Annotated in this window: 13 protein-coding genes; 7 read left to right on the top strand and 6 right to left on the bottom strand. The window is 65.4% G+C overall.

Going from position 1 to position 16380, the window contains the following annotated elements; all coding sequences use genetic code 11:
- Positions 1-124: 124 nt before the first annotated feature.
- Positions 125-1747, top strand: a complete 1623-nt coding sequence (locus A6723_RS05760; protein WP_054908264.1) for a methyl-accepting chemotaxis protein — start codon at positions 125-127, stop codon at positions 1745-1747.
- 118 nt (positions 1748-1865) lie between these two features.
- Entirely contained in the window at positions 1866-2255 is a 390-nt protein-coding gene (locus A6723_RS05755; protein WP_054908263.1) for a hypothetical protein, read from the top strand.
- Between the two features lie 214 nt (positions 2256-2469).
- Here the strand turns inward: A6723_RS05755 and A6723_RS05750 are convergent, their stop codons facing one another.
- The 3 genes from A6723_RS05750 to A6723_RS05740 all read right to left on the bottom strand — a co-directional run bounded on the left by A6723_RS05750 (position 2470) and on the right by A6723_RS05740 (position 6408).
- Positions 2470-2754: a hypothetical protein gene (locus tag A6723_RS05750; RefSeq protein WP_024765683.1), complete on the bottom strand. Its 285-nt coding sequence runs from the start codon at positions 2752-2754 to the stop codon at positions 2470-2472.
- A 134-nt stretch (positions 2755-2888) separates the two neighbouring features.
- Positions 2889-4511, bottom strand: a complete 1623-nt coding sequence (locus tag A6723_RS05745; protein WP_038803391.1) for an MFS transporter — start codon at positions 4509-4511, stop codon at positions 2889-2891.
- 232 nt (positions 4512-4743) lie between these two features.
- Positions 4744-6408 (bottom strand): GMC family oxidoreductase, encoded by a 1665-nt coding sequence (locus A6723_RS05740; protein WP_054908262.1) that lies wholly within the window; start codon positions 6406-6408, stop codon positions 4744-4746.
- A 138-nt stretch (positions 6409-6546) separates the two neighbouring features.
- Between A6723_RS05740 and A6723_RS05735 the strand changes: the two genes are divergently transcribed.
- Positions 6547-7467 carry a LysR family transcriptional regulator gene (locus A6723_RS05735; RefSeq protein WP_054908261.1) on the top strand — a complete coding sequence of 307 codons (921 nt, stop codon included), beginning with the start codon at positions 6547-6549 and terminating at the stop codon, positions 7465-7467.
- Between the two features lie 205 nt (positions 7468-7672).
- On the top strand, positions 7673-9649 hold the full coding sequence (locus tag A6723_RS05730; protein ID WP_054908260.1) for a tetratricopeptide repeat protein: 1977 nt from the start codon (positions 7673-7675) through the stop codon (positions 9647-9649).
- A gap of 112 nt (positions 9650-9761) precedes the next feature.
- Here A6723_RS05730 and eco read toward each other — a convergent pair whose 3' ends face one another.
- The 3 genes from eco to A6723_RS05715 all read right to left on the bottom strand — a co-directional run bounded on the left by eco (position 9762) and on the right by A6723_RS05715 (position 12060).
- Positions 9762-10244, bottom strand: coding sequence for a serine protease inhibitor ecotin (eco, locus tag A6723_RS05725; RefSeq protein ID WP_054908259.1), 483 nt, complete (start codon positions 10242-10244; stop codon positions 9762-9764).
- A 110-nt stretch (positions 10245-10354) separates the two neighbouring features.
- On the bottom strand, positions 10355-11143 hold the full coding sequence (locus A6723_RS05720) for a tellurite resistance TerB family protein (RefSeq protein WP_064979583.1): 789 nt from the start codon (positions 11141-11143) through the stop codon (positions 10355-10357).
- A 197-nt stretch (positions 11144-11340) separates the two neighbouring features.
- Positions 11341-12060 (bottom strand): tellurite resistance TerB family protein, encoded by a 720-nt coding sequence (locus A6723_RS05715; RefSeq protein ID WP_054908257.1) that lies wholly within the window; start codon positions 12058-12060, stop codon positions 11341-11343.
- A gap of 251 nt (positions 12061-12311) precedes the next feature.
- On the opposite strand from A6723_RS05715, the gene A6723_RS05710 reads away from it, so the two are divergent.
- The 3 genes from A6723_RS05710 (at position 12312) to ydcS (ending at position 16290) form a co-directional block, all read left to right on the top strand.
- A complete protein-coding gene (locus A6723_RS05710; RefSeq protein ID WP_045209919.1) occupies positions 12312-13223 on the top strand; it encodes a LysR family transcriptional regulator in 912 nt (303 codons plus the stop codon).
- 347 nt (positions 13224-13570) lie between these two features.
- Positions 13571-15025, top strand: coding sequence for a gamma-aminobutyraldehyde dehydrogenase (locus tag A6723_RS05705; protein ID WP_064979582.1), 1455 nt, complete (start codon positions 13571-13573; stop codon positions 15023-15025).
- Between the two features lie 119 nt (positions 15026-15144).
- Positions 15145-16290 carry a putative ABC transporter substrate-binding protein YdcS gene (gene ydcS, locus A6723_RS05700; protein ID WP_024765696.1) on the top strand — a complete coding sequence of 382 codons (1146 nt, stop codon included), beginning with the start codon at positions 15145-15147 and terminating at the stop codon, positions 16288-16290.
- The last annotated feature ends 90 nt before the right edge of the window (positions 16291-16380 follow it).

Here is a 16380-nt window from a genome sequence, read left to right as displayed (position 1 = left end):
TCGTCTGCTAGTCCTGTTTTGCCACTGCTGCGAAAAAATGGCGCCAAGTAATATCACTGCGCCATCACCGCACATGGCAGGCCCACGGGCCCAACACAATGGATGAAGAAAAGGGAAATTCACGATGTTCAGAAGCATGAGTATTGGCCGCCGCGCGTCCCTGGGTTTCGCTGTCATGGGCCTGCTCCTGGTGTTTCTCGGGTTGTTCTCGCTGTACAAGCTGTCGACCCTGCGCGCCGCTTCCGAGGAAATCGACAGCAACTGGCTGCTGAGCATCAACCAGATGAACCAGCTGTCGTGCGACATCGCGCGCATTCGCCTGGAATCCATGCGTCTGCTGGTCAACCACGACAGCACCGCGCGCCAGCACAGCCTGGCGCTGATCGCCGAGGCGCGGCAGGACAAGGACAAGGTGCTCGCCGACTACCGCCAGCTGATTCTCAGCGCCGAAGAGCAGCAGCGCACCGATGAGCTGCGCCAGACGCTGGACGGCTATCTCGGTTTCGTCGACCAGTTGGTGGAAAAGATCCGCCAGAACGACGACGAGGGCGCGCTGCACATCCTCAACGGCAACATCACCCAGCAGGGCGCGGAGCTGAACAAGCGTCTCACCGCACTGATCGACCTCAACCGCAATGGCGCCGCCGCTGCCGCCGACCGTGCCGTAGAGCAGTTCCAGAGCGGCCGGTTGGTGGTTGGCGCAATCCTCCTGCTGAGCGTCGGCCTGACCCTGCTGCTGGCCTGGCAACTCACCCGCAGCATCGTCGTGCCGCTTGGCCAGGCGGTACGCGTAGCCCGGACCATCGCCAGTGGCGACCTCAGCCAACGCTTCACCGTCGAAGGCCGCGATGAGCCGGCGCAGTTGCTCAACGCCCTGGCGGACATGCAGAACAGCCTGCGCGAGACCATTCGCGGCATCGGCAACTCGGCCAGCCAACTGGCTTCGGCCGCCGAGGAAATGCACAGCGTCATGGACGACAGCAGCCGCGCGCTGCAGCAGCAGAGCGACCAGATCGAGATGGCCGCCACCGCGGTCAACCAGATGACCAGCGCCGTGGAGGAAGTCGCCAGCAACGCCGCCTCGACCTCCGCCGCCTCCCGCGAGGCCATCGACGCCGCACGCAGCGGCAGCGAGCGGGTGGACGAAACCTCCAGCGCTATCGGCATCCTGGCTGGTGAAGTGGGCCAGGCTTCGCAGCAGGCCGAAGCCCTGGCGAACCAGGCGCAGGATATCGGCAAGGTGCTGGAAGTGATCCGCAGCGTCGCCGAGCAGACCAACCTGCTGGCGCTCAACGCCGCCATCGAAGCTGCCCGTGCCGGCGAGGCCGGGCGTGGTTTCGCGGTGGTCGCCGACGAGGTGCGCTCGCTGGCCCAGCGCACGCAGAGCTCGACCCGCGAGATCGAGGAGCTGGTGTCGGCCATCCAGAACGGCAGCGATCGCACCGTCACCGCTCTGCTCAGCAGTACCGCCCACGCCGAGCGCACCGTCAGCCGCACCGGCGAGGCAGGCGCCTCGTTGCAGGTGATCCTGGAACGCATGTCGCTGATCAACGAACGCAACCTGGTGATCGCCAGCGCCACCGAGGAACAGGCCCAGGTCGCCCGCGAGGTGGACCGCAACCTGCTGACCATCCGCGACCTGGCGACCCAGACCTCGGCCGGTGCCACCCAGACCAGCGCGGCGAGCCAGGAACTGTCGCGCCTGGCCGTGGACCTGAACGGCATGGTGGCGCGCTTCGTGGTCTGACGGCCTGTCACCCTACTCCCGTTTCGCCTTCGAACTAGCGAAACGGGACGGGGTGGCAGGGAATTTTTCCGGCAATTTCCTATCCAATGGCCATCATGGAACGCCACAGGGTGGATAGATGAAACTGTTGAAATTCTCGGCCGTGCTGGCCGCCGCCGCGCTGTTGAGCGCCTGCGGGGGTAACGAAGCGAAGGTCTGCGGCTCGGACGACGTGAAGAACCAGCTGGTGAAGATCTTCCTCTCCGGCGCGCTTTCCGCCCAATCCGATGCGCTGAGCAAGGCCGAGCTGAAAGACGTGGCGATCATCGACAAGGACCCGGACAGCGGCGTACTGGAATGCGTCGGCACCCTGACCGTACCGGTGGTCGGCCAGGTCGCCTCGGGCACCCTGAAGTACCAGATCGCCCCGGCGGCCAAGTCCGAGCACGACTACCTGCTGCTGCTTGCCGACGGTCCGCTGGCCAATGCCTTCGCCAAGCGCATCGAAGGAATGATCCCGCAGCAGTGAAGTTATCCACAGGCAATAAAAAACCGGCCCAGGTGGCCGGTTTTTTATTGGGCGTTTTTTGTAGGAGCGAGCTTGCTCGCGAACAAACTCCGCTGTGAACGACGGGTTCGCGAGCAAGCTCGCTCCTACAGATATGCGCTGCCCCTGGGGTTACCGCTGGGAATGGATTCCGCCAGGAGAATTTCGCGGTGGCCTACTGCAGGGGACTTTCGGCTCAGAATCCTTCCAGATCGATCAGCTCACCCTCGAAGCGCAGCCAGCCGCCCTCTTCATTCGCCTCGCCACCCTGGATCTCGCCGTAATAGGACAACCCGTTATCCAGCGTCACGCAGACGTGGGTCGGCTCTTCCGGGGCATCCAGCTGGCCCTTGAAACGCACCTCGATCACGCCCTCTTCGGGAGCGCTGAGGGTGATGGTGACGCGGGCGTTATCCACTGCTTCGGCTTCGCGGCCCCAGTGCTCGGCGCTGACGGTAACGGTGGCGATCTCTTGACTCATGCTCGAACTCCAATACGAATGGCCCGCTGCGCAGGCCAAGTCGGCATAGGGTAAGCGACACCGTGCCGCCGCGATACCTCCCCGCCATGAACAAGGCCCGCATTGCGCGGGCCTTGTTCAGCTCACATCGCCGGTCAATCGGCGTGAATATCGTTGTCCTTCGTCTCGCGCAGGAACAGCAGCGAGCACACCAGGCTCATCGCCGTCACCAGCACCGGGTACCACAGCCCGTAGAAGATGTTGCCGGTATACACCACCAGGGCGAACGAGATGGTCGGCAGCAACCCGCCGAACCAGCCGTTGCCGATGTGGTACGGCAGCGACAGCGAGGTGTAGCGGATGCGTGTCGGGAACAGCTCGACCATCAGCGCCGCCAGCGGGCCATAGCAGCAGGTGGCGATGAAGATCAGCGCGACGATGATGGCCACCACCATCGGCCGGTTCACCAGCGAGGAATCAGCCACGGTCGGGTAGCCGGCATCCTTCACCGCTGCGCCCAACGCGGCGGCGTCGAAGCCCTCGATGCGCTTCTCGCCCACGGTCACCACCAACTCGCTACCAGCCGGCGCGGCCACCGTGCTGTAGGGCACGCCGCCTTTCACCAGCAGGGTCTTGGCCTTGTCGCAGGCGCTGTCGAACTTGGCCTTGCCCACCGGATCGAACTGGAAGGTACAGGTGGCCGGGTCCGCCATCACGGTGACCGGCGCCTGGCGCGAGGCCGCGTCGATCTGCGGGTTGGCGTAATGGGTCAGCGCCTTGAACAGCGGGAAATACAGCACCGTGGCCAGCAGCAATCCGGTGATCAGCACCGGCTTGCGACCGACCTTGTCCGACAGCCAGCCCATGATCACGAACAGCGGCGCACCGATCACCAGCGCAACGATCAGCATCCCGTTGGATAGCGCCGGGTCGACCTTGAGCACCTGAGTGAGGAAGAACATCACGTAGAACTGTGCGGCGTAGAAGGTCACCGCCTGCCCGGCGTTGATGCTGAACAGCGCGATCAGCACGATCTTCAGGTTGCTCCAGCGGGTGAACGATTCCTTGAGCGGCGATTTGCTCACCTTGCCCTCGGCCTTCATCTTCAGGAACGCCGGCGACTCGTGCATGGACAGGCGAATCCAGGTGGAGATGCCCAGCAGCACGATGGAAATCAGGAACGGCAGGCGCCAGCCCCAGGTTTCGAACTCCGGCCCGGTGAGCTGGCGGCAACCCCAGATCACCACCAGCGACAGCAGCAGCCCGCCGGTGGCGGTGCACTGGATCCAGCTGGTGTAGGCGCCGCGTTTGTGGTCCGGCGCGTGCTCGGCCACGTAGATCGCCGCGCCGCCGTACTCACCGCCCAGCGCCAGGCCCTGCAACAGCCGCAGCACGATGAGGATGACCGGCGCCGCCACGCCGATGGTGGCATAGGCCGGCAGCAGACCGACGGCGAAGGTCGACAGGCCCATCAGCAGGATGGTGACGAGGAAGGTGTACTTGCGCCCGATCATGTCGCCCAGGCGGCCGAACACCAGCGCGCCGAAGGGGCGGACGAGGAAGCCGGCGGCGAACGCCAGCAGGGCGAAGATGAAGGCGGTGGTGTCGTTGACCCCGGCGAAGAAGTGCTTGGCGATGATCGCCGCCAGCGATCCGTAGAGGAAGAAGTCGTACCACTCGAACACCGTGCCGAGCGACGAGGCGAAGATCACCTTGCGCTCGTCGCGACGCGTAGTCGCGGGACGCTCATAGGAGCTGGGCTGTGCTACATCGGTCATTACGGGCTCTCCTGCCCCTTCTGGGGGCTCTTGTTTTTGTCAGCCTCGACTGCCACGGCTCTAACACCGCGCGATACCGGTTTTTGCGGCTCTCCGTAGGAGCGACTCTGTACAACAAATACGTAGGATGGCGTGGAGCGAAGCGATACCCATCGATTACTGCGCAGCTTCCGCATGGGTATCGCTCCGCTCCACCCATCCTACAAACCGTGCAGCTTTCGGCCGCACGCCGTCACGCCACCGGAGCTTCCTCCTGTGCGCGCCCACTGGAAGGGATGACCTCCGCGCCGCGCGCGGGTTCGCTCAAAATCATCTGCGCGGCCTTTTCCGCGATCACCAGCACCGGCGAACAGCTGTTGCCGGAGGTCAGGCTGGGCATGATCGAAGCGTCGGCGATGCGCAGGCCGGGGATGCCATGCACGCGCAACTGGCTGTCCACCACCGAGCCCTCGCCCTGCCCCATGCGGCAGGTGCCGGCCGGGTGGAAGATGGTCGTGCCGATCTCGGCGGCGGCGCGGTGCAGGTCTTCCTCGGTCTGGTAATCCGGGCCGGGCTTGAACTCCACCGGGTTGAAACGCGCCAGCGCGGGCGCGGCGGCAATGCGCCGGGTCAGGCGGATGGCATCGGCGGCTACGCGCAGGTCCTGTGGGTGGCTCAGGTAATTGGGCTGGATCACAGGCTTGTCACGCGGATCGAGCGAGCGCAGCGTCACAGTCCCGCGGCTCAGCGGACGCAAATCGCAGACCGACGCGGTAAACGCCGGGAAGCTGTGCAGCGGCTCGCCGAAGCGTTCCAGCGACAGCGGCTGCACGTGGTATTCAAGGTTGGCCGAACGCTGGCCGGGGTCGGACTTGGCGAACGCGCCAAGTTGGCTCGGCGCCATGGACAGAGGCCCGCTGCGCTTGAGCAGATACTCCAGGCCCATGCCCATCTTGCCCCACAGCGTCGAGGCGATCTGGTTCAGCGAAGGTGCGCCGTTCATGCGGTAGATCAGGCGCAGCTGCAGGTGATCCTGCAGGTTGCCGCCGACGCCGGAGAGCTCATGGCGCACGTCGATTCCGTGCCTCTCCAGCAGATCGCGCGGACCGATGCCCGAGCGTTGCAGCAATACCGGCGTGTTGATCGCCCCGGCGCAGAGGATCACCTCGCGCCGAGCCCGCAGTTCACGCCGAGCCCCCTGCCAGTTCACTTCCAGGCCAACCGCGCGACCGTTTTCCAGCAGCACACGATGGGCTTCGACGTGGGTCAGCACGGTGAGATTGGCGCGGTTGGCGATGGGCCGCAGGAAAGCCTTCGACGCATTCCAGCGCACGCCGGAACGCTGGTTCACCTGGAAATAGCCGCAGCCTTCGTTGTCGCCGCCATTGAAGTCCTCCACCGAGCGCACGCCGGACTGCGCCGCCGCCTCGCGGAAGGCATCGAGGATCGCCCACGACAGGCGCTGCTTCTCCACCCGCCATTCGCCGCCCGAGCCGTGCAGTTCGCTCGATCCGCCGAAGTGGTCCTCCATCTTCATGAATAGCGGCAGCAGGTCGTTCCAGCCCCAGCCAGGGTTGCCCTCGGCAGCCCAGCCGTCATAGTCCAGCGCCTGCCCGCGCATGTAGATCATGCCGTTGATCGAGGAGCAGCCCCCCAACGTGCGCCCGCGCGGGTACTTGATGGCGCGGCCGTTCAGGCCCGGCACCTTTTCGGTGTCGAAACACCAGTCGGTGCGCGGGTTGCCGATGCAATAGAGGTAACCGACGGGGATGTGGATCCAGGGATAGTTGTCCGGGCCGCCGGCTTCGAGCAGCAGCACGCGGTTGGCGGGGTCGGCGGACAGGCGATTGGCCAGCAGGCAACCGGCGGGGCCCGCGCCGACGATCAGGTAGTCATAAGCATCCAGTGCCTGCGGCATGGAAAGTACCTCGTCGTTTCTTGTTCTTTTGGGTATGACGACTGAGCCTAGTCGCTCGTTCGTGATAAAAGAACAGTCGTTTCGAGTCACCTGCTGTGCGTTTTCTAACAGTGCGCCTTCTGCCAACGAGAGCCGCCCATGTTCGACTGGAATGACCTGCGCTACTTCCTCGAGCTGCACCGCAGCGGCCGCCTGCTGACCACCGCCAAGCGCCTGGGCACCACCCACGCCACCGTGGCGCGGCATATCGAGAGCATCGAGCGCGACCTCGGCACCCAGCTGTTCGCCCAGCACACCGGCGGCTACCAGCTCACCCCGGCCGGCCAGGCGCTGCTCAAGCACGCCGAGGCCATGGAAAACACCGCCCTCCTCGCCCAGGAGGAAATGAGCCAGGCCATCTCGCCGCTGGGGCAGATCCGCATCGGCGTCACCGAAGGCCTGGGCACCATGTTCCTTGCCCCGCGCATGGGCGAACTGATGCAGCGCTATCCTGGGCTGGAGGTGGAACTGGTATCGGTGCCGCGCTTCGTCAGCATCACCAACCGCGAGGCGGATATCGCCATCACCCTGGAACGCCCCAGCGCCGACCTACTCATCAGCCGCCTGCTCACCCGCTACCGCCTGAGCCTGTTCGCCAGCCCCGCCTACCTGGAAAACGCCCCGCCCCTGCGCGACCGCGAAGACCTCAGCCAGCACCCGTGGATCGGCTACGTCGACGACCTGCTGTTCAGCCAGGAACTGCTGTTCCACCACAGCTTCTGCCGCCATCCTCAGGTGGTCTTCCGCAGCACCAGCGTGGTCGCCCAGCAGCAAGCCGCCCAGGCGGGCATCGGCATCGCCATCCTTCCGCAGTACATGGGCCTGCACGACCCGCGGCTGGTGCCGGTACTGCCGGAGGAGTTCATCGAACGGGAATACTGGATGTGCACCCGGCGCGAGTTGCACCGGTCGGTGCGGCTGAGGTTGGTGTGGGACTTTCTGGTAGAACTCTGCGGCCGCGAACAGGGCATTCTGGTCGAGGGACAAACCGCAGCTATACCGGCTGCAGCGAGCCACTGAACGCGCCATACCAGCACAGCGCGGCCTTTCTTCAGGAGCAAGTGTGCTCCTGCAAACGCGGTTAGCCTGCCGATAGGGGCTGCTGCTTCACCACATCAATAGCGCCGAACTTGCCTACAGGTTCAGGGATTCCTGACAGCCGCTTCCGAATTATTCAAGGCGACTTTTACCGAAGATATCCGGCACCCGATTCCGGAGATATTTCATGCGCCAGCGGCAACCCAGCCTGTCCCTGCAAAGCATCGTCGATGCGCTCAACAGTGGCGCCCTCGCCCGTGGCGAGACCCTGGCGCGGCAGTTGCTGCGTAGGCAACCGCGCAACGCCGATGTGCTGCATCTCTGCGGCGCAGCCTGCCTGATGCAGGACAAGGCGGCGCAGGCGCAGGAGCTGTTCAAGCGAGCGCTGATGCTGCGCAAGGACGGCACCTTCTACCTCAACCTGGCCCTGGCCGAGCGCGCCCTGAACGATGATCGCGCAGCGGAAGCGGCCTTTCGCAACTGCCTGAAGTTTCAGCCGGGCAACGCCAAGGCAGCAAATAACCTGGCGAACATCCTCAATCATCGGCGCCAGTACGCCGAGGCCGAACAGCTGTATCGCCAGGCCATCGCCAGCGAACCCGGTTATGTGCTGGCCCACAGGAATTTGGCCAGTCACCTGCGTGAACGCGGCTACAGCGAGGCGGCAATTCAGCTGGTATCAGGGGCACTTAAGATCAGCCCCGACTGCATCGAACTGCAGTTGGAACTGGCCCGCGCCTTGGAGAAGCGCAAGCGCTACGCCGAAGCTGCGGAGTGGTTCAGCAAGGCGGGGCATTGGGGCGACCTGCAATTCGCGCTACGCAACCTGGCGGATTGGTCGCGGCTGAGTGACGTGGACGCAGCCCTGCTGGAGCAGTTGCGCATTCCCACGCAGGAACGCACGACTCCCTGGAGCCTGATCAATATCCCCGCCCTTACCCCGGCAATGCACCGCGACACCGCGCGCCACTATGCCGAGGACTGCTGGCCGGCGGAGATGGCGGCCAAGCCTCTGGCGGAGGAGCCCGCACCTGGCGAACGCTTGCGCATTGGCTACCTGTCCAGCGACCTCTACGCCCACGCCACACTGTATTTGATGATGGGCGTGCTGGAGGCTCACGACAGTGCCAAGGTGGAGATCCAACTGTTCGACTACAGCCCGCAACGTGAGGACTACTTCACGCGTCGCATCGCCGAAACCGGCCTGCCGCGCCACAACCTGCGCGAACTGTCCGACGAGGCGGCGGCGAAGCTGATCGCCGAGCAGCGCCTGCACGTCCTGGTGGACCTGAAGGGCTATACCACTGGAGCGCGCCAGGGCATCACCGCATTGCGGCCGGCGCCGGTGATCATCAATTGGCTGGGCTATCCGGGCAGCCTGGGGCATCCACGCCTGGCGGATTACCTGATCGGTGATCCGACCGTGACGCCAGCCGAGCACGCTGCGCATTTCAGCGAGACGCTGGCGCTGATGCCCCATAGCTACCAACCCAATGACCGGGACCGCCCCTTGAACCCGCCGCCTGGTCGAACGGAGGTCGGGCTACCGGAACAAGGCGTGGTGTTCGCCAGTTTCAACCAGTTGCTCAAGCTCAATCCGGGCGAATTCGACCTGTGGTGCCGATTGCTGCGGGAGGTGCCGGGGGCCGTGCTCTGGCTGCTGGAGCCCGAGGTCGAGGAGGCCCGCGACAATCTTCGGCGCGAGGCACAGCAGCGTGGAGTGGCCGCCGAACGCCTGATCTTCGCACCGCGCCTGAAGCAGGATGAACATCTGGCCCGTCTGTCCCTCGCCGACCTGGCCCTGGACAGTTTCCCCTGCACCTCGCATACCACGGCCAGTGATGCGCTCTGGGTGGGGGTACCGCTGATCACTCGACTGGGCGAGACCTTTACCAGCCGCGTGGCGGGAAGCCTGCTCAAGGCGCATGGTTTTGACGAACTGGTAGCGAAGGATGCAGAGGACTGCTTCGAGCGGCTGAAAGCCCTGGCCCTCGACGACAGCGCACGCACCGAGCTGCGCCAGCGGCTGTCGGCAGCGCGGATGGACTCGCCGTTGTTCGACACGGCGCGTTTCACCCGTGATCTGGAAGCCTTGTACCAGGCAATCTGGCAGCACCACTGCACCGAGCCGGAAGAGCGCTCCGAGGTTGTGCTGGCGGTTTAGTTGCAGGACCGAGGGGGACGCCCAGTCCTTGCTCGCGAACCCACCCAGCGCTGGAGCCGGGGGAAGGCTGTTCGCGAGCAAGCTCGCTCCTACAAAAGCAGGAGCGGAAGGGTCACTCCGCGCGGGCGTGCTCGACCTTGTCGGAGGCGGACCAGAGGCGGTAACGGACTTCGACGTCTTTCGGCGCGTAGATCACGATGGGCAGTTTGCTGTTGTAGCGCAGCACGAACCCTTCACCGATTACCGGGACGAAGTCCTTCTTGCTCTTGCCCTCGGGGCAGGCCATCAGGGTGCTGGCCGGGCCGCTGACCTTGTCCAGGCGGTAGTAGGAGTAGCCCCAACCTTCCAGGGTCTTCTCTTCCAGGGTGCCGCCCAGGCGCTGGCGGTTGCAGTCGACGGTCAGCGTCTTGCCGGCGAGGATCTCGACCTTGAAGTTCTCTTCATGGGCTTGCTTGGGCAGATGGATGACCTGTCGGACGAAGCCGTCCTCGGCCTTGGGATAGGGCGCGACGTCTTCCAGTTTGGCGGCGTTGGCCAGGGTGGCGGTAACGCTGAGCAACAGCGCGGTGGGCAGGGTGAAACGAGCGAACGGCATGAAGCCTCCTTGCAGAATTGAGGAACGAACGCGCCGCGAGGGTGCGTTCGTCCGAGCCTCTCTGACCGTCAGATTGTACGAATGCTCCTACGGTCGTGCCCTGAGTTGTATCAAGCTACTTCACCACCGGCCTTCGCCTGCTGTTCCAGGTGCGCCTGGAGTTCCGGGGCGAGGTTGAGGTTGTAGGCCAATTCGTCGAGGTAGGTGCGCTCGGCGTCCTGCTGGTCGTCCACTAGCATCACGCTGACCAGGTACATTTCCGCGGCAACGGCGGGATCGCCCTGGGCGGTTTGCGCGACGTCTGCGGCGTCCAGTGGTTTCTGCATTTCGGCGTCGATCCAGGCCTGCAATTGCGGCTCGCCTGCGTGGCGTTGCAGTTCTGCCTGGATCGCCGCCTGCTCGCGCTCATCGATACGGCCGTCCGCCTTGGCAGCCGCGAGCATGGCAGTGAGTATCGCGTGGCTATGGGCTTCGGCCTCGGGGCCATCGAGCTGGTCGACGGTGGTCAGCGATTGCTGCTGCGAGGGATTGGCATTCTGCTGGCGCTGCCAGTTCTGATAGGCCTGGTAGGCCATCATGCCCAGCGAGGCGAGCATGGCGTAGTTGACGCCGCCACCCGTGGAACGCCCCTGGGGAGCGCCGCCGGAACTGGCGCCGCCACCAAGCATGCTGCCCAGCACACCACCCAGGCCGCCCAGACCACCACCACCGGAACCGCCCGCGCTACCACCGCCGAGAATCGAACCCAGACCGCCGCCTCCGCCGCCGCCCAGCAACCCGCCGAGCAGGCCACCCAGGCCACCGAGCGGGTCCGCGCCACCGGCGCCGCCCTGTTGCTGTTGCTCCGCCGAGCCCTGTCCGGCCCGCAGCAGTTGTTCCAGTAGATCGGTTGTGTTCATGACCAGTCCCTCGCCATCGCGCGGTGTGCGTTGGGCAACGATAGTCCCGCCACACCGATGCGCCAGCGCCGTCCGCCAGCCGGCCCGGAATGGTCGGGACGCCCGGCGACGGAGACTGATGCCCGGCACCATCGGGTGCCAGGCGAAGCGGCGCAGCTGCGCCCTTTATCCAGCGGATGCGAGGAAGGTCACGCCACTCAGGCGGGCACCGCGTCCAGCGCCTTCTGTGCCTGGGCTTCCAGCTCGACCTTGAGGCCGGCGTCGAGACTCAGCTGGCGCGCCAGTTCATCGAGGTAGGCACGTTCCATGAAGTTGGTCTCGTCGACCATCAGCAGGCTGGCCAGGTACATCTCGGCAGCCATTTCCTCGCTGGTGGCGGCGCGAGCGACCTCGGCCGGGTCCAGCGGCTTGGCCAGTTCGCGCTCGAGCCAGCCTTGCAGCTCGACGTCGCCGGTGAGCTTGGCAATCTCGCCATCGATCAGTTGGCGTTCGCGATCATCGATATGTCCGTCGGCTTTCGCGGCGGCAACGATGGCCCGCAGGATCGCGTGGCTATGCTGCTCGGCCTGTGCCGGCGGCAGGCGGTCAACGGTCTGCGGCTCGCCGCGCGGAGCGCTGGCCTGCTTCTGCTGCCAGTTGCCGTAGGCCTTGTAGGCGAGCACGCCCAGCGCCGCGAGGCCGCCATAGGCGACGACCTTGCCGCCCACCTTGCGCGCCTTCTTGCTGCCCATCAGCAAGCCCAGCGCACCGGCTGCCAAGGCGCCGCCACCGGCGCCGGACAGCAGGCTGCCCAGGTCCAGGCCACCCTTGCTGCCACCCTGTGCGGGTTGGCCGCCGCCCTGCTGGGTCAGGCCCTTGTTCTGCATCAGTTCCTGCCCGGATTTGAGCAGTTGGTCGAGCAGGCCACGTGTGTTCATGGCGATCTCCACTAGCTATCGAGATGAAAAGTCAGGCCTCCGACTCTAGCTCGCAGCCTTGTCAGAGCGGAGTTGCAGAGTGCTTCCGGATATTGCGGGCCTTTGCCGGCGGGTCCGCAGGGCAAATAGGCCGCTTTCATTCGATTAAAAAGAATGCTCCTATAGATTTTCGATAATCAACAATGAAATGCGCCGAGACCGGCTAGACAAGGCTCTAGATCGCGACTCCGCGCGCCAACGGCCAATCGCCCATGATGACCCTCCGCCAGATCCGCCACTTCATCGCCGTCGCCGAGACCGGCTCGATCTCCGCCGCCGCCCAGGCGGTGTTCATTTCCCAGTCGACCCTGACGCTGGCCATCCAGCAGTTGGAAGAAGAGATCGGCGTGCGCCTGTTCGACCGCCACGCCAAGGGCATGACCCTGACCCACCAGGGCCACCAGTTCCTGCGCCAGGCGCACCTGATCCTTGCCACCGTGGAGAACGCCAAGCGCAGCCTGCAGCAGAGCACCGACCAGGTGGCCGGCAGCCTGACCATCGGGGTGACCAGCCTGGTGGCGGGTTACTACCTGGCCGACCTGATCAACCGCTTCCAGCGCGCCTTCCCCAACGTGAAGACCCGCGTGGTAGAGGACGAGCGCCCGTACATCGAGCACCTGCTGGTAAGCGGCGAGATCGACGTCGGCGTGCTGATCCTCTCCAACCTGGAAGACCGCCACGCCCTGCAGACCGAGGTGCTCACCCACTCGCCGCACCGCCTGTGGCTGCCGGCGCAGCACCCGCTGCTGGAACGCGACAGCATCGGCCTGGCCGATGTGGCCGGCGAGCCATTGATCCAGCTGAACGCTGACGAGATGGGCCTGCACACCCAGCGCATCTGGTCGCGCGCCGGGCTGGTGCCGCAGGTGACGCTGCGCACCGCCTCGGTGGAAGCCGTGCGAAGCCTGGTGGCGGCGGGCCTGGGTCTGTCGATCCAGCCGGACATGACCTACCGTCCCTGGTCGCTGGAAGGCGACATCATCGAGGCGCGGCCGCTGGTAGACCTTTCCGAACCCCTGGACGTCGGCCTGGCGTGGCGTCGCGGCACCGCTCGACCGGCGCTGGTGGACCCGTTCCTCACCGTCGCCCGCGAGCAGCCCAACGCAAAACGCCTGTCGATCTGAGGAGCGGATTACACAAACACGCCGAGCCAACACAGGGCGAATAACCGCTCGCGGTTATCCGCCGAACGGACCGGAGGGAAAGGGACGGCGGATAACGCTTGCAGCGTTATCCGCCCTCCGGATTGGCAGCCACCTGAGCGCCATTCCACACAAAACGCCTTGCGATCTAGAGGCTTACAGCGTTCGATTTAATCGAACGGCGCTTTCAGTAATTAGAATTTGTCGACCCCACGTCCGGACTCTAGTCTCTCGTCCCATACCAAAGGGCCAAGTTCCGGGCACCGCCCCTACGCCGGAGCACGCACATGGCCCCCGAAAACAAGACAGATAAAAGACGAGCTTCCAGGATGACCGGCGCAACCCTGCATACCGCCTTGCTGATCGACGGCCAACTGGTCGCCGGCGAAGGCATGGCCGAACCGATCATCAACCCGACCACGGGCGAGACCATCGTCAGCATCGCCGACGGCTCCATCGATCAGGTCGAGCAGGCCATCGCCGCTGCGCACCGCGCCTTCCCCGCCTGGGCCCGCACTACGCCCGCGCAACGTTCCGCCGCGCTGCTGGCCATCGCCGACGCCATCGACAAACGCGCCAATGATCTCGCCCAACTGGAATCGCTGAACTGCGGCAAGCCGCTGCATTTGGCGCGCCAGGACGATATCCCCGCGACCGCCGACGTGTTCCGCTTCTTCGCCGGCGCCGTGCGCTGCCAGCAGGGCCAGCTCGCCGGCGAATACGTGCCCGGCCATACCAGCATGGTGCGCCGCGACCCGGTGGGCGTGGTCGCTTCGATTGCACCGTGGAACTACCCGCTGATGATGGCCGCGTGGAAGATCGCCCCGGCGCTGGCCGCCGGCAACACGCTGGTGTTCAAGCCGTCCGAACACACGCCACTGAGCATCCTGGCGCTGGCGCCGGCGCTGGCGGAAGTCCTCCCGGCCGGCGTGATCAACATCGTCTGCGGTGGCGGCGAAGGCGTCGGCAGCCATCTGGTCAGCCACCCGAAGGTGCGCATGGTCTCCCTCACCGGCGACATCGTCACCGGCCAGAAGATTCTCCAGGCCGCCTCGCGCACCCTCAAACGCACCCATCTGGAACTGGGCGGCAAGGCGCCGGTGATCGTCTGCAACGACGCCGATCTCGACGCCGTGGTCCAGGGCGTACGTACCCACGGTTACTACAACGCCGGCCAGGACTGCACTGCCGCCTGCCGCATCTACGCGCAGGCTGGCATCCATGACCGCCTCGTCGCCGAGTTGGGCGATGCCGTGGCAAGCATCCGCTTCGCCCGCAAGCGCGACGCCGACAACGAAATCAGCCCGCTGATCAGCGCGCGCCAGCGCGACCGCGTGGCCAGCTTCGTCGAGCGCGCCCTCGGCCAGCCGCACATCGAGCGCGTCACCGGCGCCGCCGTGCATTCGGGCCCCGGCTTCTACTATCAGCCGACTTTGCTGGCCGGCTGCAAGCAGCAGGACGAGATCGTCCAGCGCGAGGTGTTCGGCCCGGTCGTCACCGTGACCCGCTTCGACCAACTGGAGCAGGCGGTGGACTGGGCGAATGACTCCGAATACGGCCTGGCCTCCTCGGTGTGGACGCAGAACCTGGACAAGGCCTTCCAGATCGCCAACCGCCTGCAGTACGGCTGCACCTGGATCAACACCCACTTCATGCTCGCCAGCGAGATGCCCCACGGCGGGCTCAAGCGCTCGGGTTACGGCAAGGACCTGTCCAGCGACTCGCTGCAGGACTACAGCGTGGTGCGCCACATCATGGCGCGCCACGGCCAGCAACTGGATTGAACCATCCGGCGGGGTCGCCCGCCGGCACATAAGAAACGCCCCGGCGGTACGCCGCGCGAGGGCTGTTGCTCGATTGAACTGCCCCACCAATAGAGACAACAACGAGAGGGAGACACCCGATGCGCAAGACCGCACTGCTCAGTGCCATCACCACCGCCCTGCTGGCCAGCGCCGGCGTCCAGGCCGCCGAGGCCCTGAAGGAAGTCGGCAAAGGCGAAGGCCGCCTGGACATCATTGCCTGGCCCGGCTACATCGAGCGCGGCCAGTCCGACAAGAACTACGACTGGGTCACCCAGTTCGAGAAGGACACCGGCTGCCAGGTCAACGTGAAGACCGCCGCCACCTCCGACGAGATGGTCAGCCTGATGGCCAAGGGCGGCTATGACCTGGTCACCGCCTCGGGCGACGCCTCCCTGCGTCTGATCTACGGCAAGCGCGTGCAGCCGATCGATCCGTCGCTGATCCCTAACTGGAAGAACATCGACCCGCGCCTGAAGGACGCCGCCTGGTACGTGGTCAACGGCAAGACCTACGGCGCGCCGTACCAGTGGGGCCCGAACCTGCTGATGTACAACACCAAGGTCTTCCCCACCGCGCCGGACAGCTGGAAGGTCGTGTTCGACGCGCAGAACCTGCCCGACGGCAAGCCGAACAAGGGCCGCGTGCAGGCCTACGACGGTCCGATCTACGTCGCCGACGCCGCGCTGTACCTGAAGGCCACCCAGCCGGAACTGGGCATCACCGACCCGTACCAACTCGACGAGAAGCAGTACGCCGCCGTGGTCGAACTGCTGCGCAAGCAGCATGACCTGATCCACCGCTACTGGCACGACACCACCGTGCAGATGAGCGACTTCAAGAACGAAGGTGTCGCCGCTTCCAGCGCCTGGCCGTACCAGGCCAACGCCCTGAAGGCCGAAGGCCAACCGATCGCCACCGTGTTCCCGAAAGAAGGCGTCACCGGCTGGGCCGACACCACCATGCTGCACGCCGAAGCCCAGCACCCGAGCTGCGCCTACAAGTGGCTGAACTGGTCGCTGGAGCCCAAGGTGCAAGGTGACGTGGCCGCCTGGTTCGGCTCCGTGCCGGCGGTGCCGGAAGGCTGCAAGGCCAGCACCCTGCTGGGCGGCGAAGGCTGCGCCACCAACGGCTACAACCAGTTCGACAAGATCGCGTTCTGGAAGACCCCGGTGGCCGAGGGCGGCAAGTTCGTCCCGTACAGCCGCTGGACCCAGGACTACATCGGGATCATGGGCGGCCGTTGATTTCGGCTCCCCTCTCCCTCTGGGAGAGGGGTTGGGGGTGAGGGCCCGGCCGTGTGCCGTGGCTTTCCTCCCCCCCCCCMCCCCCCCCCC

It is taken from the genome of Pseudomonas sp. AU11447 (genome assembly GCF_001672555.2).
In the GTDB taxonomy this organism is placed as follows: Bacteria; Pseudomonadota; Gammaproteobacteria; order Pseudomonadales; family Pseudomonadaceae; genus Pseudomonas; species Pseudomonas nitroreducens.
Note: the sequence above shows the minus strand (reverse complement) of the source record. Positions and strands in the feature narration are given on the sequence as shown.

Bases quoted from the DNA above. Each gene is read 5' to 3' on its own strand.
- A6723_RS05760 (WP_054908264.1), top strand. From the start codon at position 125: ATGTTCAGAAGCATGAGTATTGGCCGCCGCGCGTCCCTGGGTTTCGCT.
- A6723_RS05755 (WP_054908263.1), top strand. From the start codon at position 1,866: ATGAAACTGTTGAAATTCTCGGCCGTGCTGGCCGCCGCCGCGCTGTTG.
- A6723_RS05750 (WP_024765683.1), bottom strand. From the start codon at position 2,754: ATGAGTCAAGAGATCGCCACCGTTACCGTCAGCGCCGAGCACTGGGGC.
- A6723_RS05745 (WP_038803391.1), bottom strand. From the start codon at position 4,511: ATGACCGATGTAGCACAGCCCAGCTCCTATGAGCGTCCCGCGACTACG.
- A6723_RS05740 (WP_054908262.1), bottom strand. From the start codon at position 6,408: ATGCCGCAGGCACTGGATGCTTATGACTACCTGATCGTCGGCGCGGGC.
- A6723_RS05735 (WP_054908261.1), top strand. From the start codon at position 6,547: ATGTTCGACTGGAATGACCTGCGCTACTTCCTCGAGCTGCACCGCAGC.
- A6723_RS05730 (WP_054908260.1), top strand. From the start codon at position 7,673: ATGCGCCAGCGGCAACCCAGCCTGTCCCTGCAAAGCATCGTCGATGCG.
- eco (WP_054908259.1), bottom strand. From the start codon at position 10,244: ATGCCGTTCGCTCGTTTCACCCTGCCCACCGCGCTGTTGCTCAGCGTT.
- A6723_RS05720 (WP_064979583.1), bottom strand. From the start codon at position 11,143: ATGAACACAACCGATCTACTGGAACAACTGCTGCGGGCCGGACAGGGC.
- A6723_RS05715 (WP_054908257.1), bottom strand. From the start codon at position 12,060: ATGAACACACGTGGCCTGCTCGACCAACTGCTCAAATCCGGGCAGGAA.
- A6723_RS05710 (WP_045209919.1), top strand. From the start codon at position 12,312: ATGATGACCCTCCGCCAGATCCGCCACTTCATCGCCGTCGCCGAGACC.
- A6723_RS05705 (WP_064979582.1), top strand. From the start codon at position 13,571: ATGACCGGCGCAACCCTGCATACCGCCTTGCTGATCGACGGCCAACTG.
- ydcS (WP_024765696.1), top strand. From the start codon at position 15,145: ATGCGCAAGACCGCACTGCTCAGTGCCATCACCACCGCCCTGCTGGCC.